The organism is Deltaproteobacteria bacterium (assembly GCA_020848905.1).
In the GTDB taxonomy this organism is placed as follows: domain Bacteria; phylum Myxococcota_A; class Polyangia.
The window spans coordinates 84,737-101,354 of record JADLHG010000033.1 but is presented as its reverse complement, the minus strand read 5'-3'; the positions used below and the strand labels follow the sequence as shown (position 1 = coordinate 101,354).

The window sequence follows — 16,618 nt, the reverse complement described above, 5'->3', positions numbered from 1 at the left end:
CCAAGCCCCGCGACGCCCGTCGCGGGGCCTCCCTGGGCTACTTGCACATCACCGTGAGCTCGGTCATCCGGCCCGCCTCGACCTGGGCGCGGAAGGCGCCGCCCACGCCCGTACCCCAGGCCTGTAGCGGCTTGCAGGTCAGGCCGGCCTTGCCGGGAACGACCACGAGGTCGTAAACGCTCGGCGGCACGTTGGTCCACACCAGGACCCCGGCCTTCCCCGCCTTGGTGAGCGACTTGTCCGGCGCATTCTCCTCGGTGAGGAAGAACGGGCCGTCCGCCTTCGCCCCGACGAGCGTCGCCGTGGCCCCCTCGAGGCCGGAAAGATTCCCGCCCACGACAGAGAGACGCAGCTCCCCGGTCCCTTGCTTCGGGCTCACCCCCGCCTTGTCGTAGAGCGCCTTGTGCTCCGCGTCGCTATGCATGAAGACGACCGAGGAGGCGTCCTCCTGGTGGACGCCGAGGCTCACCAGGGTCTTCGCGAACCCCTTGAGCTCGACGGAGACGAGCTGGTCGGTGGTCACGGGTACCCCGGGCAAGGTGAATCGCCCGTCGGCGCCGGTCTTCACGCAGGGTATGGAGCTGTTGCCGTAGAGGCAGGCCTCTGCGTCGGCCATGGGCTTGTTCTTCCCGCTCTCCGCAAAGACGACAAAACCCGTGGCGGTCGCGACGGCGACGAGCGAGAAGAGGTTCGTGCCAGCCACGCGCATGAAGATCCCCGTGGCGGGGTCTTCGTCGGCGCCGAGATAGGCGGCCGCCTCGAGCGGCGCCTCCCCGAAGTGCTCGGCCGCCTTCACCCCCGCGGGCAGCCGCGGCAGGACGAGGGAGGTCGTCCCCGGCCGCAGGAGGATCCGCCAGACGGGCACGCCGTCGCGATAGATCACGAGACCGGGCGGGACGGTCTTCTCCGTCGCCTCCCAGGCCAGGGGGCTGTGCAGGAGCGACGCAACGGCCGGGTTCTCCGGGGTCTTGAGGACCGGCACGCCGAGGAAGCCCTGCACCGTGGCCCCGTTCTCGGGGGGACCCTTGCGCGTGACGATGGATTGGGCCCCCGTGGGGAGCCGCAGGCTATACTGCGTGACCAGCGTCTTGGCCGCCGGCACGTTCACGTACTGGCCCTCGTACGCGAAGGACTTGCCCGCCGTGAGCGTGCACTTCGTGTGGACCCCCTGCATGAGCCCCATGAAGGTCTCGAGGCTGGAGACGCGCACGCCCATCGTCGCGCTGTTGATGAGGCTCTCGTCCTGGGTGGGCAGGTTGAGGGTGCCCTTGAACGTGGTCGGCGTAAGCGGCTTGCCGAAGTCGAGCTCGACGCCCGTCGGCCCCGTCACGGCCGCATGGTCGAGCATCGCCCAGCCCTTGACCTCACCCTCGAAGTCGCGCGGGTTGGCGAGCTTCTTGATATCCACGACGAAGCCGAGGAGGGTGAAGGGCTGCCCAGCCTCTACCTTGAGCTCGAAGTCGGTCGTGGCCCGCTCGTAGAAGCTAAAGACGCGCGTCGATGGGGTCACGACGAGGAACCCCGGCGACGCGTTCTTGGTCTGGCCGCTAATCGTCGCCGCCGCCGCGGGGAGCTTGAAGAGGAGGAGGTCCTGCTTGCTCTCGGCCTGGGTCAGCCCCACGTACGAGCCGAGCGAGTAGCCCGCGAGGTAGGCCGTGGCCGTGGCCGTGCCCTTGCTCCAGTCGACGGAGGTGAAGACCGCCTTGCCGGCGGCGTCGGTGGTCTGTTCCACGCGCTTTCCGTCGGGGAGATCCACCGTGACCGTCGCGCCCGCGAGGGGCGCCTTCGGCGCGGCGCCGTCGAGGCCGAGCACGGTGATGGTCAACGTGCCGAGCGGCGGCGCGGCGTCGGACCCGACGGCCGAGTCCACGACGCGCGAGTCCGCGGTCGGGCCCGAATCCGCGGCGGGACTCGACGACGAGCCGCAGGCGAGGAGCGGTGAGACGGCGAGGGCGCAGAGGAGCCCACGCGCTAGGCGCGGGCCCCGGTGAGAGGGGGCAAACATGGTCGCAGCTCCTTTCGATGGAGCGCGGAGTCTAGCCCACGGGTGGCGGCGGCGGAATCTAGAACGGCTTGCCGGAGGGCGCCCCGGGGTCCGAACCCGGGATACCGAGCGCCCCGCCCGCGAAGCCCTTCTTCAGCTTCACGCGCATCGTGCGGTCCTCGTCGTTGGCCGTCACGGTGACCCACTGGTCCTTGAAGCCGGCGCGCGCCACCATCACGCGCACGCTCTCGCCCGGCTTCAGCTTGAAGGGCATCGGGGTCCGGCCCACGCGCTGCCCATCGCGGATCACCGCCGCGTCGGAGGGGACCGTTGCCAGCGTCACCGTGGTAATGCTCGGCTTGGGCTTGGGCGGCGGGTCCTTCTTCTCGGCCACCTCCGGCTTGGGCTCCTTCTTGGGCTTCGGCTCCTCGCCCTTCGGGGCCACCTTGGCCAGGACCTTCTTGGTCTTCGGCTTCGGCTCTTCGCCCTTCGGCTCCTCGCCCTTCGGCTCTTCGCCCTTCGGCTCTTCGCCCTTCGGTTCTTCGCCCTTCGGCGGGTCCACCTTGGCCACGGGCTCTACCTTGATCGCGGCGTCGGGCGTGGCGCTGGCGACCTTGCCCGCGTCGGGGGTCGTGGCGGGGGGGGTCGTGCCCGTCCCCGTCCCGGCCGCGATCGGCTGATCGGTCTTGCCGGTGATCTTGTCCCAGAAAATGGCCGCCGCGGCCGCGCCGCCGCCGAGCACCACGACCACGGCCACGATGGCGATGATGAGGCCCGTGTTGCTCTTCTTGCCCGACGAGGACTGCGCGCGCGCCGGCATCGGCTGCGGTGCCGGCCGTCCCGGCGGCGGATGCACGGGCACGGCGGGCATGGCGGGCGCGGACCCGGCCGCGCCTCCGGCGAACACGGTTTTCGGGATCGCCGCTCCGCTGTCCGCGGGCGACGCGACGGGCGCCGGAGGGAGCGACGGTCCCGTGCTCCCGGGGGCTGCCATCGTGGGAGCCATCGACCCCGGCATCGCCGCCGCCATGCGCGTGGGCTGATACGCGGCCTGCGCTGGCGCCGAGGCAGCCAGTCCGTGGCTCACCGCGAGGAGCGCCTCCTTGACCTCCTGCATGCTCCCGAAGCGCTGCGTCGGGTCCTTGGCCATCGACTTGAGGATGATCTCCTCGATCGGCCTCGGGATGGCCTTCCCCGGCGAGACGGTGCTCGGCACGGGCGGCGGCTTCGTGATGTGCTGCGAGAGGATCCCCATGAAGGACTCGGCCTTGAACGGGACCTGGCCGGTGAACATCTCGAAGAGCATCACGCCCACCGAGTAGATGTCGGCGCGGTGGTCCACCTTCTGGCCGAGGGCCTGCTCCGGGGACATGTAGTGCGGCGTGCCGAACACGGTCCCGGTCTTCGTCAGATTCTGGTTCGCCTCGGTGCCGGAGACCTTGGCGATGCCGAAGTCCAGGATCTTGGCCACCTCGCTCCCGTCCGAGCGCCGCGTGAGGAACACGTTCTCGGGCTTCATGTCCCGGTGCACGATCCCCTTCGCGTGCGCCGCGCCGAGGCCGTCGCAGACCTGCGTCATCACGCGCATCGCGCGCAGCAGATCCATGCCGCCCGGTTCTTGCATCGCCTCGGAGAGGCTCACCCCCTCGAGGAACTCCATGCACAGGTAGACGCGACCGTCATCCATCGTACCGAAGTCGTCGATGATCACGATGTTGTCGTGCCCGATGCTGGAGGCCGACTGCGCCTCCTGCTGGAACCGCGCCACCGCCTCCGGGTTGGAGCTGATTTCGCCGTGCAGCAGCTTGACCGCGACCCGCTTGTGGATGTGCACGTGCTGCGCGGCGTACACCTCGCCCATCCCCCCCGCGCCGAGGAGCTTGGTCAGCCGGTAGCGGCCACCGATGACCTGACCGACGAGCGAGCGCAGAGGCTCCCCATCGGGCAGGAGGGCCGTGCCGTCCTTCGGGCAGAAGGTGCCTTGATCGAACCGTCCGTTGCACGTCGCGCAGAAGGGCATCGCTCTACCTCGAGGGACCGAGAGGGTCTTGGGCCTGCGTGCTGCATAGTACCGCGAGTTGCGCCGCGAGCCCTATGCTAGTAATACGTCACGGCTTTGTAAATCGTCGTGCGGTCCGCGCGCGCGCCCGCGGACGCGTTCCGCGCTCGCCGGTCGAGGCAGTGGTCAAACCGAATACCGCCCGCTATAACAGCCGAGCATGAGTCTGATTGTCCTCGAGCAAGGGGTCCTCTCCTTCGGTGGCCAGGAAATCCTGCGGCACGTCAACCTCCGTGTGGGCGAAGGTGAGCGCATCGGCCTCGTGGGGGCCAACGGCTCGGGCAAGTCCACGCTGCTGCGCGTACTCGCGGGAGCGCAGGGCCTCGACGGCGGGTCGGTGCGACCGCGACGCGGCTGCCGCATCGGCTACCTCCCGCAGGACGTGCTCGAGCTGGCCGGCGAAACGGTGCTCGGCTCGGTCCTCGCCACCGTCCCGGGTCGCGAGGAGATCGCGGGGCGCCTGGCCGCCGCGGAGGAGGCGCTCGCCTCCGAGACCGACGAGGAGGAGCAGCTCGAGCTCGCCCGGCACCTCTCCGAGCTGCAGGAGCAGGTGGATCACTTCGACACCTACTTCAACGAGCGACAGGCGATCCGCCTGCTCGTCGGGCTCGGCTTCCGCGAGCAGGATCTCGGACGGCCGACGCGCGAGCTCTCCGGCGGGTGGAAGATGCGGGCCGCGCTCGCGGGGCTGCTCTTCCAGAACCCCGACGCGCTCTTTCTCGACGAGCCGACGAACCACCTGGACGTGCCGTCGGTGCGCTGGCTGGACGGCTTCCTCGCCACCTGCAAGAGCGCGCTCGCGCTCATCTGCCACGACCGCCAGTTCCTGAACCGCCACATCCACCGCGTGGTCAGCTTCGAGCCCGAGGGGGTGAGGAGCTACAAGGGCAACTACGACGACTACCTCAAGCAGCGCGCCGCGGAGGAGGAGATCCTCGAGGCGCGGGCCCGCAACCGGGACCGCGAGATCCGCGAGCTGCAGCGCTTCGTGGACCGTTTCAAGGCCAAGGCCAGCAAGGCGAGGCAGGCGCAGAGCCGCGCCAAGCAGATCGAGCGCATGGAGAAGGAGATCGAGCAGCCGGTGGCTCGCCCGCGGCGGCTGAACTTCCACTTCCCCCCGACGACGCGCACCGGGCGCGACGCCATCATCATCGAGGGGCTGTGCAAGAGCTACGGGGAGCTCCGCCTGTACGAGAACTTCTCGCGCACGGTCCAGGCGGGGGACCGCGTCGCGATTCTGGGCGTGAACGGCGTCGGCAAGACCACGCTGCTCAAGATGCTGGCCGGCGAGCTCAAGCCCGACGGAGGCACGATCCGCTTCGGCGCGAACGTCGAGGTCGGCTACTACGCACAGCACCACACGGAGCTCCTGGACCGTAAGCGCACCGTGCTCGAGGAGGTCTGGCGCATCGTGCCGAACCTGGGCGAGAGCGCGGTCCGCGGCATGTGCGGCTCGTTCCTCTTCTCGGGGGACGACGTGGACAAGGCGGTCGGGGTCCTCTCGGGGGGCGAGCGCGCGCGGGTCCTGCTCGCGCGGCTCCTCGCCAAGCCGGGGAACCTGCTCCTCATGGACGAGCCGACGAACCACCTGGACATCGCTGCCTCGGAGGCGCTGGCCGAGGCGCTCGCCTCCTTCGACGGCACGCTCGTCTTCGTCTCGCACAACTCGAGCTTCCTGAACCGCCTGGCGACCAAGATCTGGGACCTGACCGGCGACGGCCAGGTGGTCGAGCACCTCGGGAACCTCGACGACTACTTCGCGCGGACGCAAGCCGTGGAGCCGGCGCCCGCCGGGGGCAACAACGGCCGGCGGCCGGCGCCGGTCAAGGGCGACGCGGGTCGCAAGGGCGCGCCGAAACCGCCCGACAGCCCACCGGCCCGCGCCGAGAACCGGGCATCGGCATCGGCCGAGGAAGACGACGGAGCCCGCCGCGAATCCAGCCAGGAGCGCAAGGAGCGCAAGCGGCGGGAGGCCGACCGGCGCAACGAGCTATCCAGGCATACGGGTGAGGCCCGGAAGGTCCTCGCCTCCCTCGAGCAGCGCATCGGCGCGCTCGAAAGCGATCAGAAGGAGCTCGAACCGAAGCTGGCGGACCCCGAGCTCTACACCCACAAGGAGGTCTTCCGGCAGACCATGACCCGTTACGAGGAGAACCGGCGCAAGCTCGAGGAGCTCTACGGCCGCTGGGAACACCAGCAGGCGGAGCTCGAGCGGCTGACGGCCGAGGTGAACGCCGCCGCCGAGAGCTGACGGCTTCCCGCCGGGGGGGCTCGCGCGGCCCGTCTCGAGCGGCCCAACTTGAGCCCGTAGCGTCGCCCGTGCGACAATGGGGCACGAAACGCCGAGATGCCCCAACTCGCCCCCAACACCGAATTCGGCGCCTATCACATCATCCGCCCCATCGGAGGCGGCGGGATGGCGCAGATCTACCTGGCGAAGGCGCGCGGCCTGGCCGGCTTCGAGAAGCTCCTCGCGCTGAAGGTCATCAACCCCGAGTATGCGGGTGAAGACCGCTTCATCCAGATGCTCATCGACGAGGCCAAGATCACCGTCGGCCTGTCGCACGTGAACATCGCCCAGGTCTTCGACCTCGGGCAATCGAACGGCATCTATTACATCGCGATGGAGTTCGTGGACGGCTGCGACGTGCTCGAGCTCGTCAACGGCCTGCACTCCGTCGGCGAGCGACTGCCTATCGAGGCCGTGGCCTACATCGGCCGCCAGATCGCGGCCGGCCTGCACTACGCCCACACGCGCAAGGACAAGACCAACCAGCCGCTGAATATCGTTCACCGAGACATCAGCCCCCAGAACATCCTGGTCTCGCGCGCCGGCGAGGTGAAGGTCGTGGACTTCGGCATCGCCAAGGCCGCGAACATGAGCACCAAGACCCAGGCCGGGGTGATCAAGGGGAAGGTGAACTACATGGCCCCGGAACAGGCCATGGGGCAGAAGGCCGACCGCCGCACGGACATCTTCTCGGTGGGGATCGTGATGTGGGAGATGTTGACGGCGCAGATGGTCTACGCGAGCGGCAACGTGGGCGAGCTCGTCGCGGCCGTGCGCAAGGCCGACATCCGCCCCCCCTCGGCGGTGCGCAAGGAGATCCCGCCCGCCCTCGACCGGATCGTCTTGAAGGCGCTGGCCGCGCGAACGACCGAGCGCTACCAGACGGCCCACGCGCTCCAGGTGGACCTCACGCGGTTTCTGTCGAGCACCGCCCCGGACTACGGCGGGTCGCACCTCGCCGTGCTGGTGGAGCGCGCCATCGGCCAGCGTCGCAACCGAAACGCGGGTCTCGAGGCGGACCACCTGTCGCGCGAGGACCTCCTCGCGGACCGCAGCAGCCTGCGCAACAGCCTGATCCACGACCTGCAGCCGGCGGCGCAGGACCACGCACAACTCGTCGTTCGCACCGATCAGGGAGAGAAGCTGTTGCCGCTCGACCGCGAGCTGATCATCGGGCGCGCCGGGCAGCTCGCCATCTCCGACGCCCGCGTCTCCCGACAGCACGCCCGCATCTATCACGAGGAGGGCGAGTACCTGCTCGAGGACCTCGGCAGCTCGAACGGCACGTGGCTCAACGGCGAACGGATCTCGGAACCGCGTCGGCTCCAGGACCGCGACGAGGTCCGCATCGGGAGCTGCCACATCCGCTTCGTGGCCGGCCGCGGCGCTTCTGCCCCTCGTCCGGCGGCCGAGGCGTCACGGGAGCCCGACGGACCGCCCAAGCTCGTCATCAACTCGGGCGGGGAGCTCAGCGAGCAGCGCATCGACCCCTCGGCCGAGGTGAGCTTTCGCGTCCAGGTCGGCCCGCTCCGGCTCTACGGCGTCTCCGGTCGGCTCGTGCGACGACAGGACGGCGTGTGGCTCGAGCCCGAGGCTGGAAGCCGGCTCCCGGTGCGCGTCAACGGTGATGAATCCTCGCGCCCCGTGCGCCTGAGCCCCGGCGACACCGTCGAGGTCGGCCCCGTCTCCTGCCGCCTGGCGCACGAGACCCGGCCGTTCGAACCCGCGGCCCGCAACCGCCACTGACCGCTACTGACCGCCGCGCACCGCGCGTGCACCGCCGCCCATGACTGACCAGCCGCGCATACGGGCCGTGATCCTCGACGCCGGTGGCGTGATCGTGCACCCCGACATGGACTGGATCGCCGCCGGGACCCGTGCGTACGGCGCGCCCCTGGACGTGCCCACGCTCTACCGCGCCTACTACCGGATGGCCTTCGTCGTCGACCAGACGCCGAACCTGGACCGCCACGGCTTCGCCCTCACGACGGTGGACGTGCGCGCCTGGATGTTCTCGCACTGGCTACGCGGCGCCGGTCTCGCGGAAGAGTCGGTGGAGGTCCTCGCGCGGTCGCTCGCCGAGGCCGCGGCCGAGACCTTTCCCCGGGAGAGCGACATCTACTACTGGGCCCGGCCAGGGCTGCGCGCGCTCCTCGAGGGGCTCCGCGCGCGGGGGTTTCTCCTGGGCTCGGCGTCGAACAACGACGGCGCGCTCGAGGCGCAGCTCCGCACGGTGGGCGTCCTCGACCTCTTCTCGGCCTACCTCGACTCGCGACTGGAAGGGGTCTCCAAGCCGGACCCGGAGCTCCTGCTGCGGACCGCGCAGCGCCTGGGGGTCGCGCCGGCGGAGTGCGTCTACGTCGGCGACCTCGACCGCGTGGACGGAGAGGCGTCCCGCGCGGCGGGGATGCGGTTCGCGCTCCTCGACCCGCTCGCGCAGCCTCGACCGAGCGGGGCGCTCCTCATCCCCGAACTCGACGCGCTCGCGTCGCACTTTCGCGCCGAGCCGTAACCCACCTCCGACGGGTGGGCCCCTGTCGCGGGGGTCTGGGCATCGGGTATACTCCGCGAGGTGGCGCAGATCGCCTTCGGCAAGTACACCCTCCTGAAGCGCCTGGCCCGCGGCGGAATGGCGGAGCTCTTCCTGGCGCGCTCCAGCGGCCTCGCGGGAGTGGAACGGCTGGCGGTCATCAAGGTCGTGGCCAAGCGCTTCGCCGAGGACCGCTCCTTCGTCGACATGTTCCAGGACGAGGTGCGCATCGCCGCCACCCTGAACCACCCGCACATCGGACAGGTTCTCGACGTGGGGCAGGTCGGCTCGTCCTTCTACCTGGCCATGGAGCACATCCACGGCCACGACCTGCGGGCGATGGTGCAGCGCAGCCTGAAGGACCGGGGCGCCGCGCTCCCCCCGGCGTTCGTCGTCTCCGTCGCCGTGCGCATCTGTTCGGCGCTGCACTGCGCGCACGAGGCGCGGGGCCTCGACGGGCGGCCGCTCGGGATCGTCCACCGGGACGTGAGCCCGAGCAACATCATGGTCACCTTCGACGGAGTGGTGAAGCTCGTCGACTTCGGCATCGCCAAGGCGGCGAACCGCATGAGCCTCACCCAGCCGGGGCTGATCAAAGGGAAGGTGCGCTACCTCTCCCCCGAGCAGGTGCTGGGCGACGAGGTGGACCGCCGGAGCGACGTCTTCACCCTCGGCACGACGATCTGGGAGAGCACCGTCGGGCGACACCTCTTCGACGGCGATCAGGACATCCAGGTCTACGAGGCGATCAGCAAGGCCTGGGTGCGCCGCCCGTCCGCGCTGATCCCGGGCTACCCGCCGGGCCTCGAGCAGGTCCTGCTGTGCGCGCTGGCGCGGGATCCCGCCCAGCGCTTCCCGAACGCCCAGACGATGCAGCGCGAGCTCGAGCGCTTCGCGCAGAAGCAGGGCTACAGCCTGAGCGACATTGAGCTCTCGCGCCACGTGCGGCGGCTCTTCGGCGCGGAGTACGAGGCGTGGCAGCAGGCGGAGCAGCGCGGTGAGAGCCTGCTCGACTTCCTCTGCCGCGAGGGTGCCGCGCCACCCGAAGACCTCGGTGAGGCGTTCGGTGTGACCGACGGGGATCCGACCGTCGCGCAGCAGCCGGAGGCGCCCCCCGAGGCCACGCCCGGCCTGCAAGAGCGGCGCACCGTCATGTTCGGAGAGATCGTCACGCCGCAGGTGGCCGGGCCTGCCGCGGCGGTGGTGAAGCCCAAGGCCTCCGCCACCGGGCCGATCACCCTGGGGCACGCCATTCGCGAGGAGAACGAGCCGCGCGGCGTCGCCGAGGCGCAGCCCGAGCGGCGACGACCACCCAGCTCGGGCCTCTTTCGCGTCGGCGAGGGGCAGGCCGTGAAGGTCACCGCCGACGGACACGCGGACGTCATCGCGGTGATCGGAGACGTGGGCTCCGACCCCGGCGCGGACCGACGGCCGACGGTGATGGACCCCCGGGTCTGGACCGCCGCCCCCCCCGCCGGAGCCGCGCCCGTCCGGCTGGTGCAGGCCGAGAGCCGCCACCCGAGCGCCGAGGTACCCTCCGCCGTCGAGAAGCAGCCCGAGGCGGACGCGCCCCCGGCCAGCCAGAGCGACCGCTCGCGCACGGCCGACTGGTCCCACTACCGGGGAGACGGGACGCCAGCGCAGCGGCCAGGCACCCACCCCTACTTCCAGTCCGCCGGCGCGACGGTAGCCCCCGCGGACACCTCCGCCCTGTCGCTGCCGCGCAGCAAGACCCCCTTCGTCGTGCTCGGGATCGTCGCGGTGCTGGTCGTCGCCGGCGCCGTCGCGGCCTACCTCGGGCTCCGCGGGCAAACGAGCAGCCGAGATCAACGCGGCGCCGACGCCGGACGCGCGGTGGGTGGCGGCGGGTTCGCGGCCACGCGCGGGGAGGCCGTGTTGAGAATCACCACGAGCCCTGCAGGCGCCACCGTGTACCGAGCCGCCGACGGCGTGGAGCTCGGCAAGACACCGCTCGAGCTGGTCCCGGGCAGCGTGAAGGGTGAGAAGCTGGAGCTTCATCTCGCCGGCTACGAGGTCACCTCGCTGAAGCTGGAGCGCTCGCGCCACACCTACGAGGTCACGCTCGCCCCTGCCACGACGGCCGCTGACGCTGGGCCGCCTGACGCGCAGGCCCCGGCCGTCGAGGCGCCGCGAGCGACCGAGAGCCGCCGCCCCGCCCCGGTCGCGCGTCCCCGCCCCCGCCGACCGCGCCCGAAGGCGGCCAAGACCCCGCGCCCGAAGGGCCGCGACGATCTGCTGGACCCGTTCGACTAAACAGGTAGATTACATGCCCCATGCGCGATGATCCGCTCATCCGGCCGAGCCCCCTCGCGATGGAGGCCTCAACGCCCTCCGCGCGCCTCGGCCCGATCCAGCGCGACCCTGCCGAGCTCGTGGTGCTGGCGCGAGAGCTCCGCATCCTGACGCTGAAGATGATCTCGCACGCGCGCTCCGGGCACACCGGGAGCTCCCTCTCCTGCATGGAGCTTCTCACCTGCCTCTACTTTCACGAGCTCCGGCACTTCCCGGTGGAGCCGTTCTGGAAGGGCCGCGACCGCTTCGTGCTCAGCAAGGGGCACGCCGCCCCCGCGCTCTACGCCGTCCTGCATCGGGCCGGCTACATCACGGGGCGCGACCTCCTCCGCCTGCGCCAGCTGGGCAGCATCCTGCAGGGACACCCCGACTCGCGCCGCTGCCCCGGCGTCGAGGCCTCTACGGGCTCGCTCGGCCAGGGCCTGAGCATCGCGCACGGCATGGCCCTCGCGCTCCGCGACCATCCCGAACGCCCGCGCGTCTACGCCCTGCTCGGGGACGGAGAGCTGCAGGAGGGGCAGGTCTGGGAGGCGGCGATGAGCGCCGCACACTACCGGAGCGCGAACCTCTGCGCGCTGATCGACGCGAACGGCCTGCAGATCGATGGGCCGGTACACACCATCAAGAACGTCGAGCCGGTCCCCGCTAAGTTCGCCGCCTTCGGCTGGCAGGCCCTCGAGATCGACGGGCACGACGTGAACGCGATCCTCTCGGCGCTGGCCCAGGCTCGGCAGGTGACCGACCGGCCGACCGTCATCGTCGCGCGCACCGTGAAGGGCAAGGGCGTCTCGTTCTGCGAGAATCAGGTGGGGTGGCACGGCAAGGCGCCGAACGCGCGCGAGCTGGAGCTGGCCCTCGCCGAGCTCGGCGAACCCTCCCCCGCGGATCGATGACCAGAATCCTCTCCACGCGCGAGGAATACGGCCGCACGCTGGTGCGCCTCGGCGAACGCAGCCGGGACGTCGTGGTGCTGGACGCCGACCTCTCCGGCTCCACCTGCACCCAGGCCTTCGCCCTCCGCTTCCCCGACCGCTTCTTCAACATGGGGATCAGCGAGCAGGACCTGATCGGCACCGCCGCCGGGATGTCGATGGCGGGCAAGATCGCCTTCGCCTCGAGCTTCGCGATCTTCATCACCGGCCGCTGCTGGGAGCAGGTCCGCAACGCCGTCGCGCTGCCGGGGTGCAACGTGAAGATCGTCGCCACCCACGGCGGGCTGACCGTCGGCAAAGACGGCGCGTCGCACCAGGCGCTCGAGGACATCGCGGTGATGCGCGCGATCCCGACCATGACCGTGATCGTGCCGGCCGACGCCGTCGAGACGCGCAAGGCCGTGGAGGCGGCAGCCTGGTACGACGGCCCGGTCTACATCCGCCTCACCCGCGAGAACCTCCCCGTGATCTACGCCGACGAGCGCCCGTTCCGCATCGGCACGGGGTGGGTGGTACGCCCCGGCACGGACGTGACGCTCTTCGCCGTCGGCCTGATGGTCCACGTGACCCTCGAGGCTGCCGAGGCCCTCGCCGGCGAGGGGATCTCGGCCCAGGTGGTGAACCTCGCCACGGTCAAGCCCGTGGACGAGTCGCTCGTCACCCGCTGCGCCGAGGAGACGGGGTGCGCGGTCACGGCCGAGGAGCACAACGTCTGTGGCGGGCTCGGCGACGCCGTGGGGGAGGTGCTGCTGCGGCGCCGCCCGATCCCGATGGAGCGCGTCGCGGTTCGCGAGGCCTTCGGACGCTCGGGGGACCCGGCCGAGCTGCTCGAATACTTCGACCTCACCCCGCACGCCGTGGCCGCCGCGGCCCGACGCGCCCTCTCGCGCAAGGGAAGATGACATGCTGCTCTCGCTCAAGCTCTTCGCCGGCAGCTCGAACCCGGACCTGGCCCACCGGCTCGCGAAGGAGCTCGGCGTCCCGGTGGGAAACGCCGACATCCGCCGCTTCTCCGACGGCGAGGTGGACGTCCGCTTCAACGAGAGCGTCCGCGCGCACGACGTCTTCCTGCTGCAGTCCACCTCGTATCCCGGCAACGACCACCTGATGGAGCTCGCGCTCATGGTGGACGCCTGCCGCCGGTCCTCCGCCGGACGCATCAACGCCGTGATGCCCTACTTCGGCTACAGCCGGCAGGACCACCAGACGAGCCCTCGCGTCCCCATCTCGGCGAAGGTCGTGGCCAACTTCCTCTGCTCGGCGGGGGTCGACCGGGTGATCACCGTCGACATCCACGCCCCCCAGCTCCAGGGGTTCTTCGACGTGCCGGTGGATCACCTGCACGCGAGCCACCTCCTCGTGGAGCGGCTGCGCGCGCTCGCCCTGCCCGAGCCCGTCATCGTCTCTCCCGACCTGGGGGGCGTGGACCGCGCGAGTCGCATGGCCCTCGGGCTGGCCGGGACCCTGGCGCTCATCGACCGACGCCGCGCCGCCCCCGCCAAGGCCAAGGCGATGCACCTCATCGGCGACGTGGAGGGACGAGACTGCGTGCTGGTGGACGACATCATCGACACGGCCGAGACGCTCACCGAGGCGGCCGACCTGCTCAAGACCCACGGAGCGCGGAGCGTGCGCGCCGCCGTCACCCACCCCGTCCTCTCGGGCACGGGGGTCGAACGGCTCAATCGCTCGAAGATCATCCAGCTCATCTGCACCGACAGCATCCCGCTCCCCGTCGAGAAACAGATCGACAAGATCACGGTCGTGTCGCTCGCCGAGCGCCTGGCCGCCGCCATCCGCAACGTGCACGCGGGCGGGTCGGACGGACAGCTCGTGGGGGAGTGAGCTCGGCTACGGGGCGGGAGTCAGGTCGGCGGCGCTGCGCGGATCGAGCGTGTGGTCGCTCTTGAAGCCGTTGATCACCCCCACCACCGAGGTGAAGGCCTGGCCCGCCGTGACCGCCGGCTGACCGTTCACGGTCCCACCGTCGAAGAAGAAGTCCGAGACCTTGGTGCAGGTCGGCTTGGTCCCCGTGCAGTTCCCCCCGGCCGTGGTGAGCCAGAAACTATCGCTGGTCCCCGCCGCGACCATCCCCGCCACCACCACGGTCGAGACCTGCACGAGCTGGCTCTCGAGCTCCTCGGCCGTCGCGCTCCCCGGCTGTAGCTTCTCCGGCGTCACGACCACCGGCGTAACGTCGCCGCTCCCCGAGACGGTGACCTTGCTCGGGGTCTTGAGCTGGTCCATCTGCGAGTAGACGTCCAGCACCCCCTCGAGGCTCACCATGTCCCCGACCTTCAGCAACTGCGCGCCCTGGTCGGCGGGCTTGGCGTTGTCGGTGTAGATGAAGAGCGCCTCGTAGGGTGCTGTCCCTTCGCGTACGTAGTAGCCGAAGTTTCCGGCCTTGGTGGTGCGGATCCCCACGACCACCACGCGCTCCAGCTTCACCGCCGTGCCGACGCCGGGACGGGCCTTCAGGGCCGGGTCCTTGAGCTCCTTGATCGTGAGCGGACACGCCGTTCCCCCCGGGTTGGGCTTCGCACAGAGGTCGCAGAGGTCCCCGATCCCGTCCAGGTCGGCATCCTTCTGGTCGGCGTTGGCGATCTCGGGGCAGTTGTCCTTCTCGTTGAGCGCGCCGTCCCCGTCCCGGTCCGACGGGTCGAAGGCCTTGCGGCACTTGCCGGGGTCGGCGTCGAGCGGACAGGGGTCGCACGCATCTCCCAGCTTGTCGCCGTCGAAGTCGGTCTGTTTGGCGCCGTCCACGGGGCGCGGCGGGTTGAAGTGCTTCGGGCAGTTGTCGTCGGCATCGGGCACGCCGTCCCCGTCGCTGTCGGTGGCAGATACGGTCCCGTCGTACGAGCTCGGGCGCATCGGCTTGCAGGTGGGCTCGTCGGCCGGCGTACCGCAGAAGAAGAGCTCGTAGGTCGAGGTCCCCACGCTCGTCTTGAGCGCGTCGAGGTTCTTGCCGATCTCCTTCGTCAGACAGACGCGCTTCTTGACCTGGCAGACGTCGAGGGGGTCGCAGCCGTCGGCCTTCAGATCGGTGAGCAGGGCGTCGTCGCCGTAGAGGACCTCCCCCCCGCGCATCACCAGCACGACCCCCTGGATCTCCGCCCGCAGCACCGCGGCGAAGCTCTTCTGCTTGCGCCCGTCGAAGATCGCGAGGTCCGCGAAGGCCCCTTCGGTCAGAACCCCGAGCCGGTCGGAGACGCCCGCCGTGGCAGCCGCGTTGACGGTCGCCATCTCCCAGAGCTGCCGGTCGGTGAAGTACTTGCCGTAGTAGGTCTGGTTCAAGCTGTCGGCGCAGGCCAGCTCCCGGAGCACGTTCATCGACCCGCTGGCGGTCCAGTCGGTACCGAGGGATATCTTCACCCCGAGCCGATGCAGGGTCGCAACCTCGGCGGTCATGCCGTAGAGGCTGATGTTGGAGCGGGGCGACCAGACGACCGCTCCCTGATCGCGACCGAGCCCCTGCATGTCCGTCAAGGTCAGGCCCACGGCGTGAATGATGGCCGTGTTGGCGGAGATGACGTCCACCCCGCCGGTCTGCTGTCCGCTCAGGCAGAGGAACTCGTTACGAGCGGCCTGGTTGGTCCCCTCCGCGATGTGGGGGACGTACGCGCGCAGCGGCTTGATCTTGTCGGGCGCGGGCAGCCGTGGATACGTGCACTGCTGGGTGAGCATCTCCCCGCGCGAGTCCCCGAGGGGGAACGTCGGCGTGTTGGCGGCGTCCACGCCGAGGCCGCCGTTGTCCCCGCCGTCCAGATTCCGCAGCAGGCCGTTCGCCGTCTCGGAGCCCATGATGGAGGTCGCTCCGCCGAGCAGCATGCGGAGCTCGCCCCACTTCTCGCCGTCTCCGTCCTTGGCCTTGTTCCCGGACACGTTGATCCGCGGCTTGCCGGGCCCGGCGCCTTCGCGCCACTCGTGGCGGTGGTCGTAGCGAACCTGCGTCGGACGGGGGCGCCCCTGCGCGTACCCGATGTGGTCGTGCGGGTTGATGAGTCCCGGCGAGACGACCCCCTGCGGACACTCGACAACGGTGGCCTGCGCGAACGACGGGTGCTTGCTGCAGTCGCAGCCCACGCAGGCGAGCTTCTTCCCCTCGATGAGCAGGTGCGCGTTCCCGAGCACCTTGTCCGGCAGGAGCAGCGTCGCCCGGAGGAGCACCGCCCCGGTCCCGGGCCGGGTTACCCGGCAGACGCCGGGCTCCGCCGAGGCCATCGGCGAGTTCGGGCACCGCTCGACGCCGGGCTCGACGCCTCCGTCGCCCCCCGGAAGCCCCTCGCCCCCGCCGCCATCACCGACGCTCGCGTCGGCAACCGCACCGTCGGAGGGTAGCACCCCCGTCCCACCACACCCCGCTGCGACCATGATCGATAGGAAGGAGACGGAAACCCAGAGACGGCTAACAACCACGCATTACTCCAGCGCTGAAGGATGGCGCAGTCTATCGGGGCCCCGGGCCACCTGCAAGCGTGGCGAGTGACGGGCGTCACGCAGGCGGCGACGC

The 16,618-nt window shown here is 70.4% G+C and carries 10 protein-coding genes; 7 read left to right on the top strand and 3 right to left on the bottom strand.

Going from position 1 to position 16,618, the window contains the following annotated elements:
• Positions 1-37: 37 nt before the first annotated feature.
• Both IT371_15025 and IT371_15020 read right to left on the bottom strand, forming a co-directional pair.
• A complete protein-coding gene (locus IT371_15025; GenBank protein MCC6748970.1) occupies positions 38-2,005 on the bottom strand; it encodes a hypothetical protein in 1,968 nt (655 codons plus the stop codon).
• A 58-nt stretch (positions 2,006-2,063) separates the two neighbouring features.
• Positions 2,064-4,004 (bottom strand): serine/threonine protein kinase, encoded by a 1,941-nt coding sequence (locus tag IT371_15020; GenBank protein MCC6748969.1) that lies wholly within the window; start codon positions 4,002-4,004, stop codon positions 2,064-2,066.
• 199 nt (positions 4,005-4,203) lie between these two features.
• On the opposite strand from IT371_15020, the gene IT371_15015 reads away from it, so the two are divergent.
• The 7 genes from IT371_15015 (at position 4,204) to IT371_14985 (ending at position 13,953) form a co-directional block, all read left to right on the top strand.
• Positions 4,204-6,294, top strand: coding sequence for an ATP-binding cassette domain-containing protein (locus IT371_15015; GenBank protein MCC6748968.1), 2,091 nt, complete (start codon positions 4,204-4,206; stop codon positions 6,292-6,294).
• Between the two features lie 96 nt (positions 6,295-6,390).
• A complete protein-coding gene (locus IT371_15010) occupies positions 6,391-8,079 on the top strand; it encodes a protein kinase (protein MCC6748967.1) in 1,689 nt (562 codons plus the stop codon).
• 40 nt (positions 8,080-8,119) lie between these two features.
• Complete coding sequence (locus tag IT371_15005) at positions 8,120-8,845, top strand: HAD-IA family hydrolase (protein MCC6748966.1); 726 nt, start codon at positions 8,120-8,122, stop codon at positions 8,843-8,845.
• 60 nt (positions 8,846-8,905) lie between these two features.
• Complete coding sequence (locus tag IT371_15000; GenBank protein ID MCC6748965.1) at positions 8,906-11,137, top strand: serine/threonine protein kinase; 2,232 nt, start codon at positions 8,906-8,908, stop codon at positions 11,135-11,137.
• A 59-nt stretch (positions 11,138-11,196) separates the two neighbouring features.
• On the top strand, positions 11,197-12,069 hold the full coding sequence (locus IT371_14995; GenBank protein ID MCC6748964.1) for a transketolase: 873 nt from the start codon (positions 11,197-11,199) through the stop codon (positions 12,067-12,069).
• Positions 12,066-13,010 (top strand): transketolase family protein, encoded by a 945-nt coding sequence (locus IT371_14990; protein ID MCC6748963.1) that lies wholly within the window; start codon positions 12,066-12,068, stop codon positions 13,008-13,010. The genes IT371_14995 and IT371_14990 overlap by 4 nt, the downstream gene beginning before the upstream one ends.
• 4 nt (positions 13,011-13,014) lie before the next feature.
• Positions 13,015-13,953, top strand: coding sequence for a ribose-phosphate pyrophosphokinase (locus tag IT371_14985; protein ID MCC6748962.1), 939 nt, complete (start codon positions 13,015-13,017; stop codon positions 13,951-13,953).
• 6 nt (positions 13,954-13,959) lie between these two features.
• Here IT371_14985 and IT371_14980 read toward each other — a convergent pair whose 3' ends face one another.
• A complete protein-coding gene (locus tag IT371_14980; GenBank protein ID MCC6748961.1) occupies positions 13,960-16,524 on the bottom strand; it encodes an amidohydrolase family protein in 2,565 nt (854 codons plus the stop codon).
• Between the last annotated feature and the right edge of the window lie 94 nt (positions 16,525-16,618).